This is a genomic window from Paenarthrobacter sp. RAF54_2, from assembly GCF_052113945.1.
Lineage (GTDB): Bacteria > Actinomycetota > Actinomycetes > Actinomycetales > Micrococcaceae > Arthrobacter.
The window spans coordinates 188,609-213,391 of record NZ_JBFRDV010000002.1 but is presented as its reverse complement, the minus strand read 5'-3'; the positions used below and the strand labels follow the sequence as shown (position 1 = coordinate 213,391).

Below are 24,783 nucleotides of genomic sequence, written 5' to 3'. Positions count from 1 at the left end.
AAACTCGGGTGACCTACTCGGCGTCGTGGTCCGTTTCGAGGATCTTCACCAGGCTGTCCAGGGCTGCTTCTGCGCCTTCGCCTTCGGCACGCAGCACTACGACGTCGCCGTGGGAGGCGCCCAGGCTCATGAGTGACAGGATGCTTGCTGCGTCCATGGCGTCGTCGGCCGGCTCGCCTTCACGGGCGATCGTGACCTCGAGGTCAAGGTCGCCTGCGGCTTCAGCGAAGATGGCTGCCGGGCGGGCGTGGAGGCCGACGCGGCTTGCGATAGTGGCGGTACGTTCAGGCATTGGTGCTCCTTTGATGTGGATGGTTGTGGGGAAGTCTAGAGGCCGAGCTCGTTCAGGATGGGAAGCTGGGCCCGGACCGCGCTGCGTGCCGCGGCTGCGTTGGGGGCCGCCAGGGCGGTCGCCGCGAGCTGTTGGGCCTGGGCAACAGTCACCGTGGCAAGTACAGTGGCGACGGCGGCAAGCGCCCGGGCACTCATCGACAGCGTCGCCACGCCAAGCCCAACAAGCACGACGGCGAGGGCCGGATCCGCTGCTGCCTCACCGCAGACGCCAACCGGCTTGGCCGTGCCGCTTTCGCCGCTGACCTGCGCGGCGCCGTCGGCCGTTAGCTTGACCAACTGCAGGACTGCAGGCTGCCACGGATCGTTCAGGGTGGCGAGCGGCCCGAGCTGACGGTCCGCTGCCATGGCGTACTGGGTGAGATCGTTGGTGCCCAGAGACGCGAAACTGACTTCGCGCAAAACTGTGGCCGCGGTCAGTGCTGCCGACGGGACTTCCACCATGACACCCGGGGTCTTGAGCCCGGCGGCGGCACAAAGTGTTGCGAACCGCGCGGCCTCGTCCGCCGTCGAGATCATGGGTGCCATGACCCAGACCTCGGCGTTGTTGGCTGCTTCGGCGGCGGCGATGGCCTCGAGCTGCCGTTCGAGGACGCCAGGGGACGTGAGGTCCGTGCGGTATCCGCGGACACCGAGCGCAGGGTTCGGTTCGTCGGCATTGGTGAGGAACGGCAGCGGCTTGTCCGCGCCGGCGTCCAAGGTCCTGACCACAACTTTCTTGCCCGGGAAGGCTGCGAAGACCGCTCCGTAGGCGGCGATCTGCTCCTCCACAGTGGGCTCGTCGTCGCGGTCCAGGAAGCAGAATTCCGTCCGCAGAAGTCCAACGCCTTCGGCTCCGGCGTCGGCCGCTTTTACCGCGTCCGCACCCGTGCCAACGTTGGCCAACAACGGCACCCGGAAACCGTCTGCCATGGTGTTGTTCCCGCTGAAGGCCGCCAGTGTGGAAGCTTGGGTGGCCCACGCCTTGGCAGCCAACCGCAGGTCTTCCCCGGGCTCAACTGTGATGGTGCCTGCGGCGCCGTCCACATAGACCTCGGTGCCGTCCGCGATCTCGTCCACGCCGAGGGCGGCGACGACGGCGGGCAAGCCGAGAGCACGGGCGAGGATGGCTGTGTGCGACTGCGGTCCGCCGCTGGAGGTAATCAGCGCGACTACCTTGGATGGGTCCAGCGTGGCAGTGTCAGCAGGCGCCAGGTCCTCGGCCGCAAGGATGAAGGGGACATCGGAAGCCGGGATTCCCGGTGCCGGCAGGCCCCGGAGCTCAGACACGATGCGTGCCCGGACATCGAGGACGTCCGCCACGCGCTCGGCCATGTACCCGCCCAGGCCCTTGAGGGTCTCAGCCACCGTTCCGCCAGCTTCCCAGATTGCGCGTTCAGCAGTCCGTGCACCACCTGGAGCCTCGGGAGACAACAGCTTGATGGCCGATTTCACCAGCATGGGGTCGGCGGCCATCAAAGCCGTTGCTTCCAGGACTTCCTTGCCTTCTCCGTTGGCCGTAGCCGCACGGGCCCTCAGTTCCGCCTGAACCGCCTTGGCAGCGTCTTTGATGCGCTGCCCCTGCGATTCAACCGTGACGTCGGCAGGAATATTGACGTTCGCGTGCGGTTCCTGGACCGGCTTGGGCATTTGCTTTACCGGTGCCAGGACGCGCCCGGGAGCTACGCCTACGCCTGAGAAGGTCTGCATGTATCTGGTCCTCTGATTGCTTGGGTGCTGTTGGGCTGACGGGGTATCTGCCGGCGCTTACACGCCTGCCGGGACGGGAACTGCCTCGGCCTCAACCGGCTTGCGGACAGCCCAGCGCTTGAGGGCAATCACAAGGAGGGCGGTGATGACCACACCGACGGCGATCGACAGGAAGAACAACAGGAAGTTGTCGATTGCGAAGAACACGAAGATGCCACCGTGCGGAGCCTTGGACGTGACCGCGAATGCCATGGACAGGGCACCGGTTACAGCGCCACCCACCATGCTGGCAGGGATGACGCGGAGCGGGTCTGCAGCTGCGAACGGGATGGCGCCCTCGGAGATGAAGGATGCACCCAGAAGCCAGGCGGCCTTTCCGTTTTCACGTTCAGCCAAGGAGAACAGCTTCTTGTCCAGCACAGTAGCCAAGGCCATGGCGAGCGGCGGAACCATGCCCGCTGCCATCACTGCAGCCATGATCTGCCACGGTGCCTGGTTTGCCACGCTTGCCGTGCCGAGGCCGGCAACAGCGAAGGAGTAGGCGACCTTATTGACAGGACCGCCGAGGTCGAAGCACATCATGAGGCCGAGAATGATGCCGAGGACGATTGCGCCGGCGCCGGTGAGGCCCGAGAGGCCGGTGTTAAGTGCCTTGGTCAGTGCCACGATCGGAGCACCGAGGATCAGGAACATGAGGCCGGAAGCAACCAGGGAGGCCAGCAACGGAATAATGACCACAGGCATCAGGCCACGCAACCAACGGGGAACATCGAGCTTGCCGATCTGGAAGGCGATGTAGCCAGCCAGCAAACCGCCGACGATGGCGCCGAGGAAGCCCGCGCCCATGAATCCTGAAACAGCACCGGCAACAAAACCGGGGGCAATGCCGGGACGATCAGCGATGGCGTAAGCGATGTAGCCGGCCAGCGCGGGAACCAGGAATCCCAGGGACAGTGCCCCGATCTTGAACAGCACAGCGCCGATATAGGCGCCCAGCGGACCCCAGGCGTTGTTCGGGAACTCGGTGGGCAGGTTGAAAATGTTGTTCTCAACCAGCATCTTGTCGGCGAAGCCCGTGATTTCGTAGCCGCCGAGCAGGAACCCGATGGCAATCAGCAGGCCGCCACCAGCCACGAACGGGATCATGTACGAAACACCCGTGAGGAGTGCGCGCTTCAGCTTCTGGCCAATGTGCTCACCCTTTTCCTCAGCAGCGCGCTCTGCCTGCTCTTCGGCACCGAAGTGCGGGACGCGGCGGGCGTGCGGGTCATCCGCAGCGGCCAATGCCTCTTGGACCATCTTGGTGGGCTCATCGATGCCGCGCTTGACCGGAGCGTTGATGACCGGCTTCCCGGCGAAGCGCTCCTTGCCACGGACGTCCACGTCGACAGCGAAAATCACTGCGTCAGCAGCGGCGATGATGGCCGGATCCAGCGGCTTGGCGCCGGAAGAACCCTGCGTCTCAACCTGAAGGTCCACGCCCATTTCCTGGGCAGCGGCAACGAGCGAATCAGCCGCCATGTAGGTGTGTGCAATGCCGGTAGGGCAGGCGGTCACGGCGACGATGCGCTTGGGTGCGGCAGCCGCCGTCGTGGTTGATGCGGCAGTGGCCCCAGCGGGAGCCGCGGCGGGGGCTGCAGCTGGCTTGTCCGCCAAGGCCCCATCCACGAGGTCCACGATGTCCTGCTCTGTGGCCGCGGCGCGCAGCGCTGCCGTGAAGTCCTTCTTGATGAGGGAGCGGGCCAGCTTGGAGAGCAGCTTCAGGTGCTCCTGGTCAGCTCCGTCCGGGGCCGCAATGAAGAAAATGAGGTCAGCCGGGCCGTCCTTGGCGCCGAAGTCCACTTTGTGGGACAGGCGCGCCATGGCAAGGGCGGGCTCCGTGACTGCGGCCGAGCGGCAGTGCGGAATAGCTATGCCGCCGGGGACACCGGTAGCGGTCTTCTGCTCGCGGGCAAAGGCATCGGTGAAGAGCCCTTCAACCTCGGAAGCACGGCCAGCGGCGGCGACTTTGCCAGCCAGGACGCGGATGACGTCGGCAGGGGAGTCGCCCAGGTTCTGGTCGAGGATGACCAATTGGGGTGTGATCAGCTGGGTCACTGTTAGTCCTTCTGGAGGGCCGTGATGGTTACGGCGTTGGGGGTTGTCTGGTGGACTGCAGGGACAGTGGAGCCCGGCAGCGAAGCAGCAGCGGCACCATGTGCCACGGCCTGACGAAGGCAGTCCTGGGCGGAACCGCCTTGGGTAGCAGCCAGCAAGTAGCCAGCCAGTGCAGAATCCCCGGCGCCCACCGTGCTGACGGCCTGGATGGGGGGATGCGTGGCAAGCCACGCCCCATCAGCCGTCACCAGGATTGCGCCCTTGGATCCGAGTGTTGCCAGAACGGCGCCCACACCGCTTTCGACGACGGCGGCAGCAGCTTGGGCGGCTTTTGCCGGGTCTGCTTCCAGTTCGTCAGCGGTGGAGACGATGGTGAAACCGGCAGCGGCAGCGAGTTCTGCGAGCTCTTCCGCGTTGGGCTTGAGGAGATCGGGTTTTCCTGCAGCATCGCCTTTCAAAGCGGCCGCAAGCGGAGCCCCGGATGAGTCGATGGCGATGCCGGGAACGGCCGCTCCATCAGTGTTCGACCGGAGCCGACGCGCGATTGTGGCGTAGAAATCCGCGGGCACTCCTGGTGGGAGCGAGCCTGCGAGAACCACCCAGCTGGCGCCACGGGAGCGCTCCAGCAGCAGCCCGATCAGGGCTTCCTGCTGTTCGTCGCTCAGCTCCGGGCCGGGTTCGTTGATCTTGGTGGTGACGCCATCCGGTTCGGTGAGGGTGACGTTGCTGCGTAGCGCCTGACCGATGGGCAGGGCAGCGAACGGCACACCGGCGTCGTGCAGTCCGGAAAGTACCGGATCGGAGTCAGCACCCGGCAGGACGGCCAGTGTTTCGAGGCCGGAAGCCACGAGGGCGCGGGAAACGTTGACGCCTTTTCCGCCCGACTCCTGGTGGACGGCGACAGCGCGCTGTACCTCGCCGCGGGCCAGTGGTGCCGGAAGCTCCACTGTGCGGTCCAGGCTTGGGTTGGCGGTGAATGTGACGATCATGCGATCACCACATCAACGCCGGCTTCGGCCAGGGCAGCCGCGAGTTCAGCGGAGGGTTCACTGTCTGTAATCAAAGTGTCAACATCCTTCAGGGTGGCGAACTGGACCAATGTCTCGGCGTCCAGCTTGGAAGAATCGGCCAATGCCACAACGCGGCGGGCTGACTTGACGAAGGCGGCCTTTACCGCGGCCTCTTCAGGATCGGGCGTGCTCAGCCCGAAGGTGGAGTGAATGCCGTTGGCGCCGACGAAGGCGATGTCCGGACGAAGCTTGTAGGCGGCCTCCACGGTGGATTGTCCGACGGCGGCCTGGGTCAGACCGCGGACCCGGCCACCCAGGATTTGGAGGGCAATACCGGCCGTGGAGGAGAGCTTGCCCGCTATGGGAATGGCGTGGGTGATGACCACGAGCTCTTCGTTACCGTTGGCTGCAGGTGTTCGCTGGGCCAGCAGGTCTGCCAGGGTTTCCGTTGTGGAGCCGGCGTCCAGCAGGATGCTGCCAGTGGTGAGTTCCGGAATCAGGGCAAGTGCGGCAGCTGCGATACGGTGCTTCTCGGATTGGCGCTGGATGGCCCGCTCCAGGATGCTTTCCTCGCGAGTGCTCAAGCGGTCCGAAGGGACGGCGCCACCATGAACGCGGCGCAGGCTCCCCGAAACTTCGAGAGCCGCGAGATCACGACGGATGGTCTCCGTGGTGATGCTGAAACGGTCGGCGAGGTCAGTGACGCTCACCCGTCCGCGCTCGGCGACGAGTGCGGAGATCAGTTGTTGGCGCTCTTCAGCGAACACTTACCCTCCATTGCGGTAAAGCCATTTATCAGTGCAGCCACATCAGGTGACTGCTGTCACAACGATGTGGAATTGCTTGACTCTATCTTTGTTTGTGTTGGTAAGTCAATAGAAACCAACATAAACAAAGATTGCAACGGGGGCTGTTCAGCAGGTGCCTGGCTCCAGGGCGCCCTTCAGGGGCACGCCAAAGGGCATGTCGCACTCCCTGTAGTGCGACATGCCCTTCCATCGGATCCTGACTGGGGGATTTGGCGGGATCCGGTCTATGGGGTTGGAAACCCTCTAAAGAGGGGTTTGTCCAGGTGGCTGCCCGGGCGGTTGTCCAGTATCTGGCCGTGCCGGTGGTGACGGCACTGTTGGTCCCGGCGTCGGGTCCGGTACCGGGGGAGGCCCTGGCTCCGGCAGGGGAACCGGCTCCGGTGTGGGCCCGGGCTCCCTGGTGGGATCGGGATGCGAAGGGTCCGGCGGGAAGTCACTCAAGGTCAAGCGCCACGCAGGTGGGTGGCGCGCCGATGAAGCTCGCGCGTGACACTTGGGGAGTACCTGCTGGTGTCCCACCCCGAGGCAAGGTAGTCGATCGGAAGGTTGTCCGGGTCAGGTGGATCCGGAAGCTTGTGCTTTCTAACCGGCCTGTGATCAGTCCCGGTAACTGGAGACTCGTCCTTCTTTGAATCGGTCTGCATGTTTTCCCTTCCTGTTCCTCTACCTCTGCTAAAACTGGTTTCGTTGCTCATGGCGCCTGATCACTGCATCTAGTCCGGGATTTCCATGTGGAAGCCGCAGGGGCAGCCGAGGGTGCGGGTATTGATGATGACCTCGTACATGCGCAGTTGGCCGCCGGGCTTCAGGACAAGCGGGGCCTGGATCCGCCGTAGCTGGCAACTGCTGGTTCTCATGGGCTCCCCGCAGTGCAAATACTGGCCACCGAACTGCAGTATGCCCTGGGAAACGCCGGGGCGGTTCAGTACGACGGCCACCCTTTGTACCGTGGCGGTCTGGTCATAGGAGTTGTTGCAGACCCTGCATTCGTAGGCCACATCCACCGTGTTGGGGGTGGGAGGGTAATGCGACTGAATCGAATCCACCACCAAATGTTGGTCAGTATTGCAGCGTGTACACCATAGGGGGTCGTCTGGTTGGTGGGCTTCGTCGGGAACTCTGGACGCGGGCTGGGCCGACATGGGATTTACCTCTGCATTGTTAATGCGGGGTGCCCGTCTGCATGAGCTGTAAAGCCTGTCCGGCAATGCGGACTCTAGCTAGATTGTGCACATAGGTGCACGGCAGATGCAAGGATTCTGGTGCTTGTTCTTCAAGGAGTGACGAGTTGGCTCCGGACGATCGTAAACTGAATCATGGACGAAATGCACGTTGATTTTGCGGTGCCGGACGATGTCCCAGCGCCGTCGGATACTGTCCCATCGCTTGACGATGTTTCGGTGCCTGAACAACTTCAGGACTTGGTAATCGACAGCGATGATGTAGCAGGCTTCCTGCATGATCTTGCGGTCTTCTCCGCGGCCTCCGTATCTGAAGCCGTAGGCCTGGATGTCCTGTGCGGCATCACTTTGAGCCGGCGACGCCGCACGGCCACAGTGGCCGGAAGTACCCACGAAGCGAGGCTGATCGATGAAGTTCAGCAAGCTTACGGGGATGGCCCGTGCCTGGAAGCCATGCGCAGCCACGCCACGGTGCATGTACCCGATACTTCCGCCGAGGAAAGATGGTCCGAGTACTGCACCGTCATCGCAGAACGGGGGCACCTTTCGGCCCTTTGCGTCCCGCTGGAGTTGGATGAGGGGGCAACGGCAGCCCTGAACTTCTTCGCTCCGCAGGCCAATGTCTACGACGACGAGACAATCCGGAATTGTGAGTTGTATGCCAGCCAGGCCGAGCGTTCACTGAGGTTGGCCGTGAGGATTGGCATCAAGCAGCAGCATGCTGATGACCTTCAGGCCGCAATGCAGTCCAGGACAGTGATTGATCTGGCCTGCGGCATCATCATGGGCCAAAACCGCTGTAGCCAGGATGAGGCCTTCAGGATCCTCACCAAGGCTTCCAACGGTCGCAACCAAAAACTCAGGGATGTGGCTGAGCAGCTCGTCAAGGCTGTGGCGGACGAAGCGCCCGTGGCCCACTTTGAGCCCTAGGAGACTGTCGCCGTGCCCTTCGCACGTATGACAGACCTTGCGCACTTGTGACGCCCGCCACTAATGAACTACATTCATAGGTGGGTTAAGCAGATAGCCCTTGGAGACTCATGACCTGAAGCCATCCAAGATGGTACAAGAACTGCACCTTAAGCCGTGGCCACAATCGGCCGGCTCGCCGCGTGCATCCATGCAGGCCTCCTCGAGGAGCAATCAGCTTCTCCCGACGCGATTCAATATGTTGTCGGAACCCACCTCGCGGTGGATACGTGCATAAAGGAGAATGGCAATGACGCTTGGATCCCCTATTCCCGCCCCTAAACCCATGGTTGGGGCGAAACCCGCAACTTTTGACACCGCCACACGGCCATGGTGCACAGTTTGCGATACTGATTCGTACATTTTTGTTGAGACCGTCGTAGAAGCAGAACCGAACCAGTCCGAAATCGTTGAAGTCAGCTATACCTGCAGTGAGTGCGATACGTTTTACGCCCACCCCGTGCCCTTGGCCGAACTAGTACCGGAGATCCAAACCGAATTCCTGTCCACGTCCGCATCCGGCCTATGGTTCAGCTGCACGCATTGTGGCGAGCCCATGACGCTGGGACGCCCCTCAGAGAGCATCATCGAGCCGCCCCGGAGCACTGACGACCTGGAAGGCCCGAGCCTGTTCGAGGTCTACCTGCAAACGCAGGTGCTCCATTGCCGCTGCGGTTTCCAGATGGAGGTTCCGCGCCACGTCGGATAACCGCGGCCTCTAATTTCATTACTGCTGGGAGGGTAGCTATGCGTACGTTTGGCGTCGAGGAAGAGTTGCTGATCGCAGATCCCGTTGACGGGATGCCGCTTCCGCTTGCTGCGGGCATCCTGGACATAGCTGCCCAACCCCACATGAACACGGCAAGCTATCCGGAAGCCGGTGATTCCCTCAAATCGGAGTTTAAACAGGAACAGATTGAGGTGAATTCCCGGCCTTGCCGGACGGCAGCGGAGCTTCGCGACGAGATCCGCCTTGGGCGGGCTTTGGCCGATTCGGCTGCACGGACGTTGGGGGCCAGAGTGGCCGCCTTGGCCACGCCCCCGGAATTCCACGCGACGCCCACCTTGGGCAATCAACGCTATGCGACCATGGGAACAGAGTTCGGCCTTATTTCGCGCGAGCAGCTCACGTGCGGATTCCACGTCCACGTGGCCATTGAATCGCCGGATGAAGGCGTGGGCGTCCTGGACAGGATGCGCCAATGGCTCCCGGTGCTCCTTGCTTTGAGTGCGAACTCCCCGTTTTGGATGGGCTCGGACACAGGTTTTGCCAGTTACCGGACCCAAATTTGGAACAGATGGCCCACTGCCGGGCCCATGGACGTCTTCGGCTCGTCTGAGGGCTACCGGGCGGTGCTCGCGAACCTGCTGGGCACGGGCGTCCCTTTGGACGAGGGCATGATCTACTTCGATGCGCGTCTTTCCAGAGGACATCCCACCGTTGAACTCCGCATCGCCGACGTCTGCCTGTACGCCGAAGACGCCCTCACCATCGCGGTGATTGCCCGGGCTTTGGTGGAGACTGCGGCGACACAATGGCGGAAGGGGGAGCCGCCGTCGGACGCTTTGACCAGCCTGCTGCGGATGGCCAACTGGCGGTCCAGCCGCTTTGGCATCAACGATCAACTGGTTCACCCGATGGATCACAGGCCTTACCCTGCCGCCGATGTAGCGGGGGCCTTGTTGCGGCACGTCCGAGGGGCGCTGACGAAATCCGGGGACCTGGCGCTCGCACGGTCGGGCGTGGCGAAGATCCTGCGCCGTGGCACGGGCGAACGTCTTCAGCGCCAGGCTTACAACCGGCGGCTTCGGCTCTCCGATGTGGTTTCTGCTGCTATCGCATCCACGCACGAGTACGGCGAACGCTCAAGCGCTGGACTGTTGAGCCACTAACTCTGGACTGCGTATTGCGGAAAGCACGACGGCGGCAGGCCGGTAAGTGCGCCGGTGACCTACCGTCGTCGTGCTTGGGCCTTAGCCCTGGTTGATGCGGATCATGTTGCCGGACGGATCGCGGAAGGCGCAGTCGCGGGGACCCCAGGGCTGAACAATCGGCTCCTGGAGGACTTCGGCACCTGAGGCGCGCAGCTTTTCAAACGTGGCATCGAGATCGTCCGTGTTGAAAACGAGCATTGGCATGACGCCCTTGGTGAGCAGCTCCTGGATGGCGTCGCCATCAGCCTGCGAGCGGCCGGCGTGTGGAGGGGACAGGACGAGTTCGAGGTCTGGCTGGGCATCGCTGCCGAGCGTAACCCAGCGCTGGCCGTCCGAGCCGACGTCGTTCCGGACTTCCAGGCCGAGGGCGTCGCGGTAGAAGGCGAGCGACTCATCGACATCGTTAACAGTGACGTGTGCGTACTTCAATGAAATGTTCATGTCTCACACGCTATTGCAGCTGTGAGGCGGGCGCTTCTTCAATCCTGCTCAGGTTCTTATTGCCGTTTCTTTCCGGCCGTGTTTGCTGCTTCGCGATGCAGGTGGGCATCGCCTTCACCGCATGGTGCTCGCGTGAGCGGTATTCGCTGGGCGTCACGCCGACGATCTCCGTGAAACGTGAACTGAAGGAACCCAGGGACGTACAGCCCACCTCCATGCAAGCATCGGTAACGCTGGTTCCCGCCCGCAGCAAGGCCATGGCCCGTTCGATGCGCCGGGTCATGAGGTAGTTGTAGGGCGATTCACCGTATGCGGCCTTGAACTGGCGGGAGAAATGCGCCGGGGACATAAGGGCGCCCGCTGCCATGGTGGGCACATCCAAAGGCCGCGCGTACTCGCGATCGATGAAATCGCGGGCGCGCCGCAGATGGGCCAGGTTGGCCAGTTCCTGCGGAGTCATGGGGCCAGTCTACTAGGCTCGTCCCATGGATTCAGTGGTCTGGTCGAAGCCCGAAAACCAGCGCGCGGGCACCCCGTTGCTGGTGATGATGCACGGCTACGGCACCAGCGAGCAGCGCATGGTGGACCTGTTTCCGTATCTCCCTGCGGAATTCACCTGTGCGGCGCTTCGCGGCCCCAAGGAAATCGGCGACCACTACGGCTGGTTCCTCCTGGACTACTTCCTGACGAACGACTTCGCCGATGTCATCACCTCCACCAACTCCGTTTTCAACTGGATCAACACCGTGAAAGAGAACCACAGCAGCGTCAGCCTGCTCGGCTACTCGCAGGGAATGGCCATGGCCAGCACGCTCCTGCGGCTACGGCCGCACGCGTTCAAAGCAACGGTTGGTTTGTCCGGTTTTGTCCTGGACAACGACCTCCTGGCGCTCAGCGAATCCTTTGATTCGCCTCCACCCTTCTTTTGGGGCAGGGACAAGGCGGATCCGGTGATCAACGAAGACGCCATTGCCCACACGGAAGAGTGGCTGGAAGCGAACGTAGCCCTGACGGCGCGTACCTACCCGGGCATGGGACACAGGATTGAGCCGCCGGAGCTTGTGGATGTCAGCGCGTTCCTTCGGTACTACGTGTTGAACGGGCGCTCACGAACCTGAAACAGCTGCCGGATTAGACGGCATCCGCCCGTCAGAATCAATCTTTCTGTGAGATTCGCGTCACAAATTCGCATTCGGCCACACACTATTGAATGACAAAATTGTAAGCGCTTACACTTTTGGCTTGCGGCCGCCCCCAGGTCGAAGTTGTCCTGGGGCGCAGTGCCGTTCCCCCAACGTGTCATCGAGTATGGAAAGGGTTGAGGCCGTGTTGCATGGTTAGGACTCACAGGGTGACAATCCAGGACGTTGCAGTCCTCTCCGGATTGTCCATTTGTACGGTTTCCAGGGCTCTGAGGAATCTCCCCAACGTTTCCGAAAAGGCCCAGCGGCAAGTGGCGGAAGCCGCAAACAAGCTGGGCTACAAAGCCTCGGCAGCAGCATCAAGACTGGCCGGTGGCAGCACGGGTTCCGTGGCCATCATCGCCCCCACCGCCACAGCCTGGTTCTTCGCGCAGGCCGTGGAGGCAGCAGAAGAAGTCTTCGGCGACAGCGGTTACGACACCGTCCTGATCAGCCTTCGCAACAAGACCAGCGTCCGCAAGCAGGTCTTCGGCGATCTTGAACGGTTGGCGCAAAGGGTGGACGGCCTGCTGCTGCTCAATGTTGACCTTGACCCCGCCGAAGTGGAAGCGTTGCAAGCTTCCGGGCTGCCAGTCGCCAGCGTGGGCATGCGGAATGTTCCGTGGGACAATGTTGGTATCGATGACGAGCACGCAGCTTGGCAGGCCACCCAACACCTGCTGGGGCTGGGCCATTGGGACTTGGCCGTTCTCTCGAGCAATGAACTCTCCGTTGCTACTGAGACCCCGCGGTTCCACGGCTTCAGGCGTGCACTGGATGAACACCACCTCACCGTCCACCCGGACCTTGTGGTGGCTGCTGGGCCAAGCATCGACGACGGCCGCCGGGCAATGACCGAACTCATCACCCGCGGCGCACGGCCCACTGCAGTGTTCGCCCATTGTGATGAAGCAGCGTTCGGTGCCCTGATGGCGTTGCGGGAGCATGGCCTGTCCGTGCCCAAAAACATGTCCGTGATCGGAATCGATGACCATCCCATGAGCTGGTTCCTTGGACTGAGCACTGTGGCGCAACCCGTTGCCGACCAAGGTGCTTTCGCGGCGAACCTGCTGTGCGAACGACTTTTGAATACAGATCCCCCCAACCCACCCTCCACTCATCTGCTCGATACCAAGCTCATCGAACGCAAAACCACGCGCCACAAGCGCTGAACGGAACCATGCACATGACTGATCTTCGTAATGCCTGGACTGGCGCTTCGGCGCTCTTGTTCGACCTCGACGGCGTGCTGACGCCAACTGCCGTAGTGCACGAGCAGGCCTGGCAGGAGCTGTTCGACTCCTACCTCGCCGATGCCGGGCACCCGCAGGGCTACCAGGAAAGCGACTACTTCGATCACATCGACGGCAAGCCACGCTTCGACGGCGTCCGGGACTTCCTCACCTCGCGCGGAATCACGCTGCCGGAAGGGCCCCTGGATGACGCCCCGGCGAACGAAACCGTGCAGGGCCTGGGAAACCGCAAGAACGCAATATTCAACGAGATCGTGGACACCCGCGGCGTCGAGCCTTTCCCCGGCTCGGTCAAGTTCATCAACGCCGCGCTTGAGCTGGGACTCAAGGTCGCCGTCGTGTCCTCCTCACGCAACGCCCCCGCGGTACTGAAGGCAGCCGGACTTGACCACCACTTCACGGTGGTCGTCGACGGTCAGGTAGCCGCCGCCGTCGGACTTCCCGGCAAGCCGGATCCGGCCACGTTCACTTACGCGGCGTCCCTGCTGGACGTCCCCACCCAGGAATGCATCGTGGTGGAAGACGCCGTTTCCGGCGTGCAAGCCGGCAGTGCCGGCAACTTCCAGGCCGTCATCGGCGTGGACCGCGGCGCTGGCCGCCAAACACTGCTCGACGCCGGCGCCACGCTGGTGGTCGACGACCTCAACGATCTTCTCTGACCCTACTTTTCGAAGGACCTCTTTAGCCCATGGCACTCATCAGCTCTGATCGGCTGCGCTTTCCCTGCGAGCCTTGGAAGCTCGTGGAAAGAATCCACGTCCCCGGTGACGAGGGAACGCTGGAAACGCTGTTCGCCCTCGGCAACGGCCACCTTGGCGTCCGCGGCGCCCATTCCACGCGTGGTGACGGCGAACTTCCCGGCACGTTCATCAACGGCTTCCACGAGATCTGGGACATCAAGCACGCCGAGAATGCGTACGGCTTTGCGCGTACCGGCCAGCGGATTGTGTACGTCCCGGACGCCAATAACTTCACGGTATCAATCGATGGCGAGGCCCTGAGCCTGGCCGAATCCACGGTGCTGGACTACCACCGGAGCGTGGACTTCTCCACAGGCGTCTATGAGGAAACCACCACATGGGCTTGCCGCTCCGGCGCCACGGTCACCACTGTTGAGAGGCGAGCAGTCGGGTTCGATTCGCGCGGATGTCTTGGCCTGGAACTGTCCGTGAGCGCTGACCGCGACGTGTCCGCGGACATTGTTTCCGGCGTCGTAAATCGCCAGGACCAGCCTGTGGAGGACCACTCGGTCCATGACCCCAGGCGATCCGGCCGGCACGCCGGCCGTGTGCTGCTGCCCTTGCACCTCCAGGGCGCCGATGGCTCCCTGCGCCTGGCGTGGGAGACCTCGGAATCCCGCCAGCGCATTGCCATGGCGGTGGATCACTGGATCTCCGCCGAAGGCCAACCCTTCGAGACCGTGGTGGCGGAGGACGAGTCATCCGTGCGCTATGTCCTGGCCATCAACAGTGGCGAAGCATTCCGTCTGGAGAAGACGGTCAGCTACGTCGTGGCTGGGCGCGCGCTGACGGATGATGAAGACGGCGGCGAGAGCCTGGCAGCGGACGCCGAGGCCAATCTGGTGCCGTTCTCCGAAATCCTTGCGCAGAGCCAGGCCCACTACAGCCAGTACTGGACCACCGCGGACGTTGCCATCGGCGGCCAGCCCGAACTCCAGCAAGCCGTGCGGTGGGCCCTCTTCCAGCTCGCGCAGGCAACAGCCCGCGCCGGTGTCGCCGGCATTCCGGCCAAGGGAGTCAGCGGTTCCGGGTATGAGGGCCACTACTTCTGGGACCAAGAGGTCTACCTCCTCCCGTATCTGACATACACCAATCCTGACGGTGCCCGGAAAGTGCTCGAATCACGGCACGCCATGCTTCCGGATGCGCGTGTCCGCGCCAAGGAACTCAGTGTGGACGGAGCTCTTTTCCCGTGGCGAACCATCAATGGGCTGGAAGCGAGTGCCTACTACGCGGCCGGAACAGCCCAGTTCCACATCGCAGCTGCCATCGCGTTTGCCGCCAACCGCTACGAGTGGGCCAGCGGCGACGCCAGCTTCCGTCCCGACATTGGTGCCGACCTGCTCATTGAGACGGCACGGATGTGGGTCTCCCTGGGCTTCTTCGGCAAGGACGGACTCTTCCACATCCACGGCGTTACCGGACCGGATGAATACACCGCCGTGGTCAACGACAACCTCTACACCAACGTCATGGCCCGGTTTAACCTCCGTGCCGCGGCTGCGTTGGAACACGAAGGCATCGCTGACACCGAACGTTTGGTGTGGCGCCAAGCTGCCGAGCGCATGTCCCTGCCCTACGATCCCCACCTGGAAGTCTTCAGCCAGGACAACGACTTCATGACTTTGGAGCCGTGGGATTGGAACACGCCCAAGTCCAAGTACCCTCTCCTGCTGAACTTCCACCCCTTGGTGATCTACCGGCACCAAGTCCTTAAGCAGGCCGATACCGTGCTGGCCATGTTCCTTCAGTGGCAGGATTTCTCAGCCGAAGAAAAGCAGCGGGCCTTCGACTTCTACGACCCCATCACCACCGGCGACTCCACCCTGTCCGCCTGCGTGCAGGGCATCATGGCCGCCGAAGTTGGGTATGGCGACGTCGCGCTGAAGCATTTCACCGAAGCGTTGTTCATTGACCTGGACAACTCACACGGCAACACGATCGACGGCGTCCACATCGCCTCCACCGGCGGAATTTGGAGCTCGTTGGTCTGCGGCTTTGCCGGAATGCGTGATCAGGGCGAGGTCCTGCGCTTCGATCCGCGGCTGCCCGTGGAGTGGGAAGGCCTCTCCTTCCGGCTCAAGGTTCGTGGTCGTTTGCTGTCTGTGGAACTCGTTCAGGGATCCATCGCGCTGACGCTCGTTACAGGTTCGGGTTACAGCGATGAGCCTCTGCTGATTCGGGTTCGGGATCACGACGTCACCGTCAGCGCGGACACCATCACGGTGCCGTTGGATACGGTACCCGTGCCGCCGCCGTCGATCTTTCCCAGCGTCTTCCCGACGGCAGGATTGCCGATCGTTCGGGCCTAAACCGGCACAGCTCTTTGCGCTGCTTGCAGCATTGGCGGTTGTTCCCGGCCGTGGGAACAACCGCCCATGCTTTTCAGATGGGCTGCGTCTCAGTTAGGCGAGGGAAAAGTTGATGTGTGGTCCTCAATGAGGCCGCTCGCTGCGATTTCCCTCAGCGTGTAAATAGCCTTTGCTGCTGCGCCTTTGTCCCGGTAAGTGACGGTGAGCGCGAGTTCGATCCCGTCATCATCGACGAGGCGTACCCTGCAGTCGCCGCCAGTGGCGTCAAAGACTTCGAAATGCCCAGCCATTAAGCGGCGCCCCGCTGCATTGCCTGTGCCGTACCTGCACCGGCCGCCTGCGTGTCCGTCACATTCTGATGACCAGATGAACGACGCCGATCCAACTCGCTGTTAATGAGCTCCAGAAGCGCTTGTGCCGGCTCGGACAAATGATGGGTATCAGCCGAGCCCAACTGATCGCAATGGATGAGGACGTGGCGGATGCGTTCGAGTTCGCGCGAAGGAACCAAAGGCCAGCGATGAAAAAGCTGCCGTACGGCTATCGCCCCGAGAAGGGCGTCGGGTTTGTTGGGCGTCACATGGTGTCCTGCTGCTCTTCTTCGAGCGACAGCAGCCGCGGAAGACGCGGCTCCATGTGCGAGGAGGATCTCGGATTTGAGGGAATTGGGGGCCATGCGGACCTCCCGAAATAGTACGAGGGAAGCCGGCTGCGTGACTTTCAATCAAGCTTACAGAATGTGAGTTATGTCATGTCAATCATTACGTCATCTGCATTAGTGCCAGGCTGATCAACCAGCAGCAGCTCTGGAAGTTGGGTGTACCGGATCGCGGAACTCCAAGCCTCTCAGTGGAGATTGTTAAGCTGGGACCCATGAATCGCAGCCTCGCAACGTTGTCCGTCGTGCCGCTCCTTCTACTCCTCGCCGGCTGCGGCTCTGTGGAGGAAGCCGCCGGGAATGCTGCCAGCGAAGCGGCCTCGAAGGTGGCCACTGCTGCTGCCGAGGAAGTCAACAAACAGATTTGCGCCGTAGTCCAGGACGGATTGGTGAGCGCTGAGGACAAGCAGGTACTCAGTGGGCTGGTCACTGCTGCCCGTACCGCCGGTGTTCCCGCCGAAATCACGACTCCGCTGAACCAGATCGCTGAGGCCGGCGACGACGTCCCGGCTGAGTCGGTCCAGGCATTGAAGGAAGCTTGTTCGGCCTAGTCCTTGATCTGCGCAGACCTTGATCTGCGCAGCCCCCCAACCGGGATCCGGCTGGTGTCAGCTCCAGCTGGTGCGGTGCAGCAAGACGTTCTCCAGCAGCATCCCAGCCATGGAAAAGTGCGTAACAGTCGAATCTGGTGACCATGACGCTGTTGCGGGCGCCTCTGGATGCAACGGTGATGACGGCTCCGGTGAAGACGCTGCCAGTGAAGACGGTGACGGTGAAGACGCTGCCAGTGAAGAAGGTGACTGCGAAGACGGTGACAGTGAAGACGGTGACAGTGCAGTTGCCGGAGAGCGAGTGTGGCCCGGTAGGCGTGGGGCTTTGGATTGGTATATGTGTCCGGTGGGTGTGTTGATTTCCAGTTGGTGCAGACCGCCGTGGAGTGTTTTTGTGTTCCAGTCGGGGTTTTCTTTGGTGTGGTTGCACGCTTCGCAGAGCCCCGCGCCGTTGGCGAGGCTCGTGGCGCCGCCGTTGTGCCAGGGGATGACGTGGTCTATGTGGCGGATGGGCGCGTCGCAGTAGGGTGTGCGGCAGGTGTCGTCGCGGGTTTCGATGAAGCGGCGCATTCCGGGTGGGAAGAGTCGGGCTTTGGAGTCCATGGCCAGCAGTTCACCGGAGGCGGGTGCTGTGTAGAGCCGGCGGAGCAAGACTCTAAAGTCCTTGCCCTCGTTGGACTTCGGGCTCACCTTGTACTCTGTGCTCACCTCAGCCTGCCCCGCGGCTCCGGCTCCGTCTTTCGCCTCTGCCCCAGCTGGCTCTCCGGCGATGAGGGTTCTGGCCCATTCGGCGGGGACGATTCCGTAGCCCTGGAGCCGTGCTGGTTCGCTGTCGCCTTGGAAAAGGGTGCGGTCGGTCATGACGAGCTGCACATCAACACCGCTGATCCCGCCGGGGGTACCGGTGAGGCGTTCGGTCAGGGTGTCGGCCATCACCTGGCCCCGGTTACGGGTGTCCCCGCCGGAGCGGGCGGAGTCGGCGTGCCGGGTGAGCGCGGCGTAGGCGGCGACTCCTTGGGCGACGGGGAGCAATGCGGTGAGGATGGTCATGGTGTCCGGGGCTGGGCGGAGGCTGACGTGCCGTTCGGACGCGGCGTGGGCTGCGCGTTGGGTGATGGAGCGTGGGTCGCGCCGGTAGGCGGCGGCTCGTGCGGCGGCGGTGATGGTTTTGTCTCCGGCGCCGTCGAAGGTACCGGTGTCGGGGGCGAGTTCCTCATCAACGGCTGCCCGGTCTTCGACGGACAGGCAGGCTGTTTCCTTCACCAACAGAGTGGCCCGCCATTCGTTCAGGTGTCCGGTTTCCAGGGCGGCCATGGTGCGCGGCATTTCCGACACCAGTGCCTTGGCCAGTCCGAGGAGCCGGGACCCTTTGTTCGGTGATTCCCGGCGCGCGAGGGCGATCTGCGCGCCCACACCCTGACCAAGCTCAGCGGAGGAGACACCGGCAGAGGCTTGTTCGCGGCGCTGCGCCAAGTCAAACGCCACCGCGGCCCGCGCCTGCAAAGCCGCGATCGCGGACTTCACGTCCTCCAAACCACGAATCTGATCGATCAAGCCACCGCTGTCACTCCTCAACCGGAGAGAGCCCACCCCAGCAAGCAAATCCTCAACGTCAAAGCCACCGGAGCCCGAGTCCCTGGAGCCAGCGGTCACAGCAACGGAACCCGGCACGGCGGAAACCGACATAGCTGCTTGGCTTTCTCGGTTCCGCTCCATACCCCTACTCTTCCAGCAGCCGCAGACATTATCGGCGGGTCAACGTGCCTATGTGGAAAACCCTTGAATGTCGGGCGAGGGCGTGCAAAGCAGGCTTCCCTGCGTTCACCAACTACCGTGAATTAGGATCAGATGCTAGGGAAACAAGCTTCACGCTTATCGAAGGATCACGGAATGGACGCAAACGGCCACGCCAAGGGCTACTGGTACGGCAAGGACCCCGGGGAGATAGCCCTTGCCGTTGATGTCCTGAATGCCCTCCGGGATTATCGTGTCTCAGAACAGGCCATGCGTCGAAGGACCCGCTCTGCCATGGGTATGGGCGAAAAGGACCTCTTGGCCTTGCGGTACCTTTTCGAAGCCGAAGCGGCGGGCAAGGTGATGAAACCCAAGGATCTGGGCGATCGCTTGGGCATAACGTCAGCGTCCATGACCACGCTGATCGATCGTTTGGTGGACTCCGGCCACATCCGGCGCGAACCGCATCCTACGGATCGTCGGGCCTTGATTCTGCGGCCTACTGCCGGTTCCGATCAGGAAGTCCGGCACACGCTTGGTGGAATGCATCGCCGCATTTTGAACGTAGCCAGCGCCCTCAGCCCAGTAGAAGCGCGGGTGGTGATGGACTTCCTCCTGAACATGCGCGAAGCCTTGGACACGATTGACGAAGACTCAACCGACGAACACTCGAGGAACCCGGGACCTACCCCCTCATGACGTGGGGCTCCACTGCAGGATCAGTATCAGCGTGACCAGGAATCCAAATCCGTAGTTGAGTTAGATAAAACGGCGCCGTTCAGTGTTGGTGCGTGCCGCCGTCGTATCCGTGAATGCTTGTGGCCCAAGCTTCAGCGCCTGAGCTTCGACGAGCCGCGGAAATTGCAGTGCCAGCCATGGGCTGAAGACGGCAGGAGTCCTCTCCAAGGCTTCTGCGAGGAGTCCCGGAGACATCCATACCGTAGTCAGCCACTTCGAGTGGATTTGGCCTGAGCGGTCCCAGGGCCCGGGCCGTATAGACGGGGCAAAGCTCGTTCTCGACGATGCCCGAAGGGTCCACGGCGCGATAACGGAAGCTGGGGAGGACTAGTTCGAGCCGCCCCACGTCCACTCCGAGCTCGTAGTGCGCGCGACGGAGAACAGCATCCTTGGGGTCCTCGCCGGGAGCCGGATGCCCGCAGAAGCTGTTGGTCCACACACCTTGCCATGTCTGATTTTCGGGGGAGCGGCGTGTGAGGAGGAGCTCGCCGAGGTCATTGAGCAAGTAGCAGGAAAATGCAAGATGCAGTGGCGTTTCTTGGGTGTGGACTGCTTCTTTTGGGGTTTCGCCGATGGGCCTGCCGGAGTCGTCGAGAAGGACGACCATTTCTGTTGCGTTCATTCTCCGCCTTCCTCAGACGCCTCGAACGTTAAGATCCACTCGAGTGTTGCTAGATAAGCTAGCTAGAAGGCTAACATGTATGCAGTTAGATGTAACATATGCAGAGGATGGGTTAGCGCCTTAGGAATGGCCGCTGATAGTAAGCGTAATCAGCACTATGTTGAGCCCAACAATCAAACTTGCACTCGTCCAGCCTGCTATCTTCAACGGCTTGGAGTCCGCATGGATGCCCATGACCTCGCGCTTACCGGTGAGTCTTATGAGTGGGATCAGCGCGAAGGGAATTCCAAAGCTCAGCAGGACCTGGCTTAGCACCAGCGCCAGGGTGGGCTCAACACCTGCTCCCAGGACGATCAATGCCGGAATGAGGGTAATCACGCGGCGGGTCAGCAACGGGATGCGTACCTTGAGCAGGCCGCCCATGATGGTTGCGCCGGCATAGCAGCCTACCGATGTTGACGCGAGGCCGGAGGCGAGCAAGCCAATCGCGAAGATGATGCCGATTGCGGGGCCAAGTGCCGATGTCACGGCCGCGTGGGCACCGGCAATCGTATCCGTTCCCTCAATGCCCCTGAGGCTGGAGGCAGCCAGCAGGAGCATCGAAATGTTCACCACACCGGCAAGCAAGAGGGCGCCCACAACGTCAAAGCGGGTTGCGCGAATCAGCCGCGTCCGCACAGCCGGGTTTTCGGAGAATCCGTGCCGGTCTCTGGCCAAAGCCGAGTGCAGATAAATCGCGTGCGGCATCACGGTGGCGCCGAGCATGCTTGCTGCCAACAGGACCGTATCCGTACCCTCAAAGCGGGGAAGCAAACCGCCCAATGCGCTTCCGGCATCCGGAGGATTGACGAACAAACCGGAGACAAACCCGACGGCAATGATGCCCAGCAATACCAGGATCGCGTACTCGAAGGAGCGCTGGCCGCGGCGGGACTGCAGTGCCAACAGCATCATTGACGCGACGCCAACGATCAGGCCGCCGGCCAGGAGTGGCAGCCCGAACAAGAGATTGAGCGCAACCGCACCGCCAATCACCTCAGCCATGTCCGTGGCGCCGGCAACGATCTCGGCCTGCGCCCAGTAAAGGCGCCGGCCCTTGGTTCCAAGCCGCTTGCCGAGGATCTCGGGAAGGCTCAGGCCGGTTGCCAGACCGAGCTTCGCTGATTGGTACTGCACGAGGACTGCCATGGCGTTGGCTGCAACCAGCACCCACACCAGCAAATACCCGTAGTTTGCTCCCGCCGTCAGGTTTGCGGCCACGTTGCCGGGGTCCACGTACGCGATAGCCGCCACGAATGCAGGGCCAAGCAAGAGTAGCCGCGACCATACCTTTGCGGGTGTGGGTCGTCTTTGCAGGGTGGGGGTGGCCATCGTCTTCATCCTCTTCATTGCGGAATCCTGTTACGAGGATAGCCGAAAGTTAGGCATACCGAAAAGTAGTTTTTAGGTAGTCCGTTCCAGCCGCTCCACGTCATGGCCCAAGGAGCGGTCTCAGGCACATCGCTCAATACAGGAAGATGGGCAACCAATCACGGTTGTGCGCATGGACCAAAGCCAGGAACAGGACGAAATCGAAGAGCAGATGAACTGACACCACATATGTGAAGGACTTCGTCAGCTTGAATGTGTAGCCCTGTAGCAGTGCAAAAGGGAAGGTGAGCAGGGGACCCCAGGCCTGGTAGCCGATCTCCCAGAGAAAGGACGAGAAAACCACGGCTTGCAGGAGGTTGGCCAGCCAGTCGGGGAAGTGCTGGCGCAACAGCGTGAACGTGGTGCAGATGAAGAACAGTTCGTCCCAAATGCCCACCGAGTTCACTCCGAGGAAGAGGCGCCAGAAGATGGTGGGATCGGAGGCGGCCGGCCAATTGTGGTAGACGCCTGTCCGGATCAGGTAGGCCGGCAGGATGAAGTATCCAAGCCCTACAACGCCCACCAGGTATAGCTTCGCGGCGAGCGGCCATGCACGGCCCGTGTTGACTGGAAATTTGATCGTCTTTTCGTTGTACAGGTACCGGGATACAAGCCACGGAACCAACACGGCCAAAGCCATGGCGCCACCCATGAGTGCCATGTGTTCGATGCTCAGATCCGCATTCAGGGGTACCAGGCTGATCGTGACCATTCCGGCAGCTACCAAGGCGAGGTGCCGCATCAAGCCGTGGTCGATAAACGCAGCGGTGACAATGCTGGCCGCAAGGAGTGCGTAACCAAGAAAATCGTTTCCCAAGGCGAAAAGCGGCACGCCGGACAGGGAGAGCATCGCTGCCGGCAAAAGCTTCCAAGTGAGCGCGGTCCGGGATTCCGTGGAAGTCGACATCACAACTCAAGCATCCCAGTGCTGGCTGCCGCAGGACACGGTTTTCCTATACTGCCTCAGGCCCCTAACTGGAACGCGGAAATTCTCTGTAAGATTCGTGGCAGGGCCCATGCTTTTCCGGGTCAGGTCATGTCTGGCTTAGCCAGCGGGGGATACTCATAAAGGAATATTCAATGGCTCAAGAAGCGGGCTCTTTTCCACCGGGCGGCAGTGCTGACCACCCATCAGCGGAGGACGTCAAGGCGTCCAGTTTTGCCCAGGGCATGACCATGCGTGAACAGGTGATGGACATCATCGATGCCATCCTCGCTGATTCTGATCTCGAGAGCGAAGGCGCCAGGAACAAACTTCGCCAGCTCATCGAGGCTCGTCCGGATGATCCCGAGGGCGCTTTGCTGGAGCATCTGCTGGAAACCCGGAAGGCTTCGGCCGCAGAGCCGGCGGTTCCGGTTCGGCAGGAAGTCTCCAGTGTCCATCTTGAGTCCTCTGACGCAGCGCGCACGGTGACTGTTCCCGTAAGCCAGGAGGTCCGGGAAGACATCCAGGCAATACTCGCGGACAAGCTTTTGTTGACGGCATTCCAGCCGGTCCACGCGCTGCCTGACGGAAACGTGGTGGGCGTTGAAGCGTTGACCCGGTTTGTCGGTGAGGACGGCGCCGGAGCGGATGTCTGGTTCCGCGAGGCCGCGGAAGCCGGCTTGGGGACTGAATTGGAGATCGCAGCCCTTCATTGCGCGCTCACTGCTGCAAAAGACGTCCCCAACGACATGTATGTCGCCTTGAACCTTACTCCGGCGACGTCCCGTGACCCGAGAGTCCGGAACCTGCTTGCTGCAGCGTCGCTGGCCCCGGACCGGATCATCGTTGAACTAACCGGCAGCTTGGAAGCCTTGGAAGGCCAAACGCGCGACGACGGACTTGGCCAGTTGCGCGCGCTCGGCTTGCGCGTTGCTGTCAGCGCCTCCGGAGCAGGTTTCGTTTCCATGGACCTGCTGAGCGAGCTGAGCCCCGACATCATCAAACTCGATCGCCATCTCATCGAAGGCATCGAAGGCAGCGAGGGGCAACGGATCCGGGCCAGGGCAGTGGTCGAGCTCGCCCGCGAAGTTGGAGCTGCGGTGGTCGCGGAGGGCATCGAAACTCCCGCGGAACTAAAGGAAGTCACGGCGTTAAAGGTGACTGCTGCCCAGGGATACTTGCTCGGACGCCCCTCGGTTCACCCCTTGGACTGGTCCGCCTGGAGCATTCGCGCACAAGCCGAGGCCCAGCCGACGAGCTAATTGCCCAGGGGTTCTCCTTCTCTGTGCACGTTGTGCGGATCCGTTACCACGTAGGTCCCCGGCGGCATTCCGGCGCCAAAAACAGGACCGGGATCCGGCCGCTTGGGGTGCCGATTGTCGTCGGCCAGCCGTTGCGTTAGACGTTGAAGAACCCAGGGAACCAGGTGTTCCCGAGCCCAAACGATGTCGTCCGCCCTGGCCTCCCGCCAAGTGCGTGGAGGCAGGGCCTTGGGAATCATCGGCTCCAAGGTGTGCGGGACATTGAGCGTCTCGAGCACCATCATGGCGATGGTGTGCTGGCCCAGCGGGGAGAAATGCAGCCGGTCCGGATCCCACATTTGCGGGTTGGTGAGCTGGCGCAGCGCCCAGAGATCGGCGATCACGGCGTCGTGGCGGGCGGCGATGATGCGCATGTTTTCGTTGAAGATGGCTACTTTGCCACGGGCATGCCCGACCACCGGGGTTGCACCCCAGTCGGGACCCGCGAACAGCAGGATTGTTGCGCCGGTGGCCGCCAGGACCTTCACGCCGGAATCAAGTTCGAGGGCGAGTTTGTCGGGATCGCTCCTATGGAACAGCAGGTCGTTTCCACCGGCGTTGAGCGTTATGAGATCCGGCTGCAGTTCAAGGGCCGGGGCCACTTGCTCTTCCAGGATCTGGTGGAGCAGCAGTCCCCGCACGGCGAGGTTGGCATAGGCGAAGTCCTCATGTCCGACGCTTAGTTCCTCCGCAACCCTGTCAGCCCAGCCCCTTAGTCCACCGGGGCTGCCGGGCTCCGGATCGCCAACCCCTTCGGTGAAGGAATCACCCAGCGCCACGTAGCGGCTCCACGGGTGCAGGCGGGTCCCGAAGGTGACAGGGCCACCCTGCGCCGGACCATCGGCGCTGGAGGCGTTCATTCCCCCATATTGCGCT

At 62.2% G+C, this 24,783-nt stretch carries 25 protein-coding genes and 1 pseudogene; 10 read left to right on the top strand and 16 right to left on the bottom strand.

The window, feature by feature from the left end; all coding sequences use genetic code 11:
- Positions 1-13: 13 nt before the first annotated feature.
- The 7 genes from AB4Y87_RS02465 to AB4Y87_RS02435 form a co-directional block, all read right to left on the bottom strand.
- Entirely contained in the window at positions 14-292 is a 279-nt protein-coding gene (locus tag AB4Y87_RS02465) for an HPr family phosphocarrier protein (protein ID WP_223935423.1), read from the bottom strand.
- A 35-nt stretch (positions 293-327) separates the two neighbouring features.
- A complete protein-coding gene (gene ptsP, locus AB4Y87_RS02460) occupies positions 328-2,040 on the bottom strand; it encodes a phosphoenolpyruvate--protein phosphotransferase (RefSeq protein ID WP_442002898.1) in 1,713 nt (570 codons plus the stop codon).
- Between the two features lie 57 nt (positions 2,041-2,097).
- Complete coding sequence (locus AB4Y87_RS02455; protein WP_442002897.1) at positions 2,098-4,137, bottom strand: PTS fructose transporter subunit IIABC; 2,040 nt, start codon at positions 4,135-4,137, stop codon at positions 2,098-2,100.
- A 2-nt stretch (positions 4,138-4,139) separates the two neighbouring features.
- Complete coding sequence (locus tag AB4Y87_RS02450) at positions 4,140-5,126, bottom strand: 1-phosphofructokinase family hexose kinase (protein WP_442002896.1); 987 nt, start codon at positions 5,124-5,126, stop codon at positions 4,140-4,142.
- On the bottom strand, positions 5,123-5,914 hold the full coding sequence (locus AB4Y87_RS02445; RefSeq protein WP_223935427.1) for a DeoR/GlpR family DNA-binding transcription regulator: 792 nt from the start codon (positions 5,912-5,914) through the stop codon (positions 5,123-5,125). The genes AB4Y87_RS02450 and AB4Y87_RS02445 overlap by 4 nt, the downstream gene beginning before the upstream one ends.
- Positions 5,915-6,399: 485 nt before the next feature.
- Positions 6,400-6,600, bottom strand: a complete 201-nt coding sequence (locus AB4Y87_RS02440) for a hypothetical protein (RefSeq protein WP_442002895.1) — start codon at positions 6,598-6,600, stop codon at positions 6,400-6,402.
- A gap of 69 nt (positions 6,601-6,669) precedes the next feature.
- On the bottom strand, positions 6,670-7,002 hold the full coding sequence (locus AB4Y87_RS02435; RefSeq protein ID WP_442002894.1) for a hypothetical protein: 333 nt from the start codon (positions 7,000-7,002) through the stop codon (positions 6,670-6,672).
- Between the two features lie 270 nt (positions 7,003-7,272).
- Between AB4Y87_RS02435 and AB4Y87_RS02430 the strand changes: the two genes are divergently transcribed.
- The 3 genes from AB4Y87_RS02430 to AB4Y87_RS02420 all read left to right on the top strand — a co-directional run bounded on the left by AB4Y87_RS02430 (position 7,273) and on the right by AB4Y87_RS02420 (position 9,999).
- On the top strand, positions 7,273-8,067 hold the full coding sequence (locus tag AB4Y87_RS02430; protein WP_442002893.1) for a GAF and ANTAR domain-containing protein: 795 nt from the start codon (positions 7,273-7,275) through the stop codon (positions 8,065-8,067).
- Positions 8,068-8,356: 289 nt separating this feature from the next.
- On the top strand, positions 8,357-8,815 hold the full coding sequence (locus tag AB4Y87_RS02425) for a hypothetical protein (RefSeq protein WP_442002892.1): 459 nt from the start codon (positions 8,357-8,359) through the stop codon (positions 8,813-8,815).
- Positions 8,816-8,853: 38 nt separating this feature from the next.
- Complete coding sequence (locus AB4Y87_RS02420) at positions 8,854-9,999, top strand: glutamate--cysteine ligase 2 (RefSeq protein WP_442002891.1); 1,146 nt, start codon at positions 8,854-8,856, stop codon at positions 9,997-9,999.
- An 81-nt stretch (positions 10,000-10,080) separates the two neighbouring features.
- Here AB4Y87_RS02420 and AB4Y87_RS02415 read toward each other — a convergent pair whose 3' ends face one another.
- Both AB4Y87_RS02415 and AB4Y87_RS02410 read right to left on the bottom strand, forming a co-directional pair.
- Positions 10,081-10,482, bottom strand: coding sequence for a VOC family protein (locus AB4Y87_RS02415; RefSeq protein WP_216922497.1), 402 nt, complete (start codon positions 10,480-10,482; stop codon positions 10,081-10,083).
- Between the two features lie 10 nt (positions 10,483-10,492).
- Positions 10,493-10,942 carry a helix-turn-helix transcriptional regulator gene (locus tag AB4Y87_RS02410; RefSeq protein ID WP_442002890.1) on the bottom strand — a complete coding sequence of 150 codons (450 nt, stop codon included), beginning with the start codon at positions 10,940-10,942 and terminating at the stop codon, positions 10,493-10,495.
- Between the two features lie 25 nt (positions 10,943-10,967).
- Between AB4Y87_RS02410 and AB4Y87_RS02405 the strand changes: the two genes are divergently transcribed.
- The 4 genes from AB4Y87_RS02405 (at position 10,968) to AB4Y87_RS02390 (ending at position 15,968) form a co-directional block, all read left to right on the top strand.
- Positions 10,968-11,600: an alpha/beta hydrolase gene (locus AB4Y87_RS02405; protein WP_442002889.1), complete on the top strand. Its 633-nt coding sequence runs from the start codon at positions 10,968-10,970 to the stop codon at positions 11,598-11,600.
- A gap of 233 nt (positions 11,601-11,833) precedes the next feature.
- Complete coding sequence (locus tag AB4Y87_RS02400; RefSeq protein ID WP_442002888.1) at positions 11,834-12,835, top strand: LacI family DNA-binding transcriptional regulator; 1,002 nt, start codon at positions 11,834-11,836, stop codon at positions 12,833-12,835.
- A gap of 8 nt (positions 12,836-12,843) precedes the next feature.
- The gene (locus AB4Y87_RS02395) at positions 12,844-13,575 is read left to right on the top strand and encodes an HAD family hydrolase (RefSeq protein ID WP_442002887.1); all 732 of its coding nucleotides are present in this window, start codon (positions 12,844-12,846) and stop codon (positions 13,573-13,575) included.
- Between the two features lie 29 nt (positions 13,576-13,604).
- Positions 13,605-15,968 carry a glycoside hydrolase family 65 protein gene (locus AB4Y87_RS02390; RefSeq protein ID WP_442002886.1) on the top strand — a complete coding sequence of 788 codons (2,364 nt, stop codon included), beginning with the start codon at positions 13,605-13,607 and terminating at the stop codon, positions 15,966-15,968.
- An 89-nt stretch (positions 15,969-16,057) separates the two neighbouring features.
- Here AB4Y87_RS02390 and AB4Y87_RS02385 read toward each other — a convergent pair whose 3' ends face one another.
- Together AB4Y87_RS02385 and AB4Y87_RS02380 are read right to left on the bottom strand one after the other, a co-directional pair.
- A complete protein-coding gene (locus AB4Y87_RS02385; RefSeq protein WP_442002885.1) occupies positions 16,058-16,258 on the bottom strand; it encodes a YegP family protein in 201 nt (66 codons plus the stop codon).
- Entirely contained in the window at positions 16,258-16,644 is a 387-nt protein-coding gene (locus tag AB4Y87_RS02380) for a hypothetical protein (protein ID WP_442002884.1), read from the bottom strand. The genes AB4Y87_RS02385 and AB4Y87_RS02380 overlap by 1 nt, the downstream gene beginning before the upstream one ends.
- A 197-nt stretch (positions 16,645-16,841) precedes the next feature.
- Between AB4Y87_RS02380 and AB4Y87_RS02375 the strand changes: the two genes are divergently transcribed.
- The gene (locus AB4Y87_RS02375) at positions 16,842-17,177 is read left to right on the top strand and encodes a hypothetical protein (RefSeq protein WP_442002883.1); all 336 of its coding nucleotides are present in this window, start codon (positions 16,842-16,844) and stop codon (positions 17,175-17,177) included.
- A gap of 57 nt (positions 17,178-17,234) precedes the next feature.
- Here the strand turns inward: AB4Y87_RS02375 and AB4Y87_RS02370 are convergent, their stop codons facing one another.
- Positions 17,235-18,893 carry an HNH endonuclease gene (locus AB4Y87_RS02370; protein ID WP_442002882.1) on the bottom strand — a complete coding sequence of 553 codons (1,659 nt, stop codon included), beginning with the start codon at positions 18,891-18,893 and terminating at the stop codon, positions 17,235-17,237.
- A 174-nt stretch (positions 18,894-19,067) separates the two neighbouring features.
- Between AB4Y87_RS02370 and AB4Y87_RS02365 the strand changes: the two genes are divergently transcribed.
- The gene (locus tag AB4Y87_RS02365; RefSeq protein ID WP_442002881.1) at positions 19,068-19,610 is read left to right on the top strand and encodes a MarR family winged helix-turn-helix transcriptional regulator; all 543 of its coding nucleotides are present in this window, start codon (positions 19,068-19,070) and stop codon (positions 19,608-19,610) included.
- 60 nt (positions 19,611-19,670) lie between these two features.
- Here AB4Y87_RS02365 and idi read toward each other — a convergent pair.
- The 3 genes and pseudogenes from idi to AB4Y87_RS02350 all read right to left on the bottom strand — a co-directional run bounded on the left by idi (position 19,671) and on the right by AB4Y87_RS02350 (position 22,591).
- Positions 19,671-20,271, bottom strand: a pseudogene (gene idi / locus AB4Y87_RS02360) (isopentenyl-diphosphate Delta-isomerase).
- Positions 20,272-20,391: 120 nt separating this feature from the next.
- A complete protein-coding gene (locus AB4Y87_RS02355; protein WP_442002975.1) occupies positions 20,392-21,642 on the bottom strand; it encodes an Nramp family divalent metal transporter in 1,251 nt (416 codons plus the stop codon).
- A gap of 133 nt (positions 21,643-21,775) precedes the next feature.
- Positions 21,776-22,591, bottom strand: a complete 816-nt coding sequence (locus tag AB4Y87_RS02350; protein WP_442002880.1) for a CPBP family intramembrane glutamic endopeptidase — start codon at positions 22,589-22,591, stop codon at positions 21,776-21,778.
- 170 nt (positions 22,592-22,761) lie between these two features.
- Here AB4Y87_RS02350 and AB4Y87_RS02345 point away from each other — a divergent pair, with 170 nt between their 5' ends.
- Positions 22,762-23,868 carry an EAL domain-containing protein gene (locus AB4Y87_RS02345; protein WP_442002879.1) on the top strand — a complete coding sequence of 369 codons (1,107 nt, stop codon included), beginning with the start codon at positions 22,762-22,764 and terminating at the stop codon, positions 23,866-23,868.
- Here the strand turns inward: AB4Y87_RS02345 and AB4Y87_RS02340 are convergent.
- Positions 23,865-24,767, bottom strand: a complete 903-nt coding sequence (locus AB4Y87_RS02340) for an SGNH/GDSL hydrolase family protein (protein ID WP_442002878.1) — start codon at positions 24,765-24,767, stop codon at positions 23,865-23,867. The two genes, AB4Y87_RS02345 and AB4Y87_RS02340, sit on opposite strands and share 4 nt — an antisense overlap.
- Between the last annotated feature and the right edge of the window lie 16 nt (positions 24,768-24,783).

Coding starts and splice junctions, on each gene's coding strand:
- AB4Y87_RS02430 (WP_442002893.1), top strand. CDS start 7,273: ATGGACGAAATGCACGTTGATTTTGCGGTGCCGGACGATGTCCCAGCG.
- AB4Y87_RS02420 (WP_442002891.1), top strand. CDS start 8,854: ATGCGTACGTTTGGCGTCGAGGAAGAGTTGCTGATCGCAGATCCCGTT.
- AB4Y87_RS02340 (WP_442002878.1), bottom strand. CDS start 24,767: ATGAACGCCTCCAGCGCCGATGGTCCGGCGCAGGGTGGCCCTGTCACC.
- AB4Y87_RS02395 (WP_442002887.1), top strand. CDS start 12,844: ATGCACATGACTGATCTTCGTAATGCCTGGACTGGCGCTTCGGCGCTC.
- AB4Y87_RS02375 (WP_442002883.1), top strand. CDS start 16,842: ATGAATCGCAGCCTCGCAACGTTGTCCGTCGTGCCGCTCCTTCTACTC.
- AB4Y87_RS02450 (WP_442002896.1), bottom strand. CDS start 5,126: ATGATCGTCACATTCACCGCCAACCCAAGCCTGGACCGCACAGTGGAG.
- AB4Y87_RS02425 (WP_442002892.1), top strand. CDS start 8,357: ATGACGCTTGGATCCCCTATTCCCGCCCCTAAACCCATGGTTGGGGCG.
- AB4Y87_RS02380 (WP_442002884.1), bottom strand. CDS start 16,644: ATGGCCCCCAATTCCCTCAAATCCGAGATCCTCCTCGCACATGGAGCC.
- ptsP (WP_442002898.1), bottom strand. CDS start 2,040: ATGCAGACCTTCTCAGGCGTAGGCGTAGCTCCCGGGCGCGTCCTGGCA.
- AB4Y87_RS02365 (WP_442002881.1), top strand. CDS start 19,068: ATGGACGCAAACGGCCACGCCAAGGGCTACTGGTACGGCAAGGACCCC.
- AB4Y87_RS02465 (WP_223935423.1), bottom strand. CDS start 292: ATGCCTGAACGTACCGCCACTATCGCAAGCCGCGTCGGCCTCCACGCC.
- AB4Y87_RS02345 (WP_442002879.1), top strand. CDS start 22,762: ATGGCTCAAGAAGCGGGCTCTTTTCCACCGGGCGGCAGTGCTGACCAC.
- AB4Y87_RS02390 (WP_442002886.1), top strand. CDS start 13,605: ATGGCACTCATCAGCTCTGATCGGCTGCGCTTTCCCTGCGAGCCTTGG.
- AB4Y87_RS02355 (WP_442002975.1), bottom strand. CDS start 21,642: ATGGCCACCCCCACCCTGCAAAGACGACCCACACCCGCAAAGGTATGG.
- AB4Y87_RS02415 (WP_216922497.1), bottom strand. CDS start 10,482: ATGAACATTTCATTGAAGTACGCACACGTCACTGTTAACGATGTCGAT.
- AB4Y87_RS02370 (WP_442002882.1), bottom strand. CDS start 18,893: ATGGAGCGGAACCGAGAAAGCCAAGCAGCTATGTCGGTTTCCGCCGTG.
- AB4Y87_RS02440 (WP_442002895.1), bottom strand. CDS start 6,600: ATGCAGACCGATTCAAAGAAGGACGAGTCTCCAGTTACCGGGACTGAT.
- AB4Y87_RS02410 (WP_442002890.1), bottom strand. CDS start 10,942: ATGACTCCGCAGGAACTGGCCAACCTGGCCCATCTGCGGCGCGCCCGC.
- AB4Y87_RS02385 (WP_442002885.1), bottom strand. CDS start 16,258: ATGGCTGGGCATTTCGAAGTCTTTGACGCCACTGGCGGCGACTGCAGG.
- AB4Y87_RS02405 (WP_442002889.1), top strand. CDS start 10,968: ATGGATTCAGTGGTCTGGTCGAAGCCCGAAAACCAGCGCGCGGGCACC.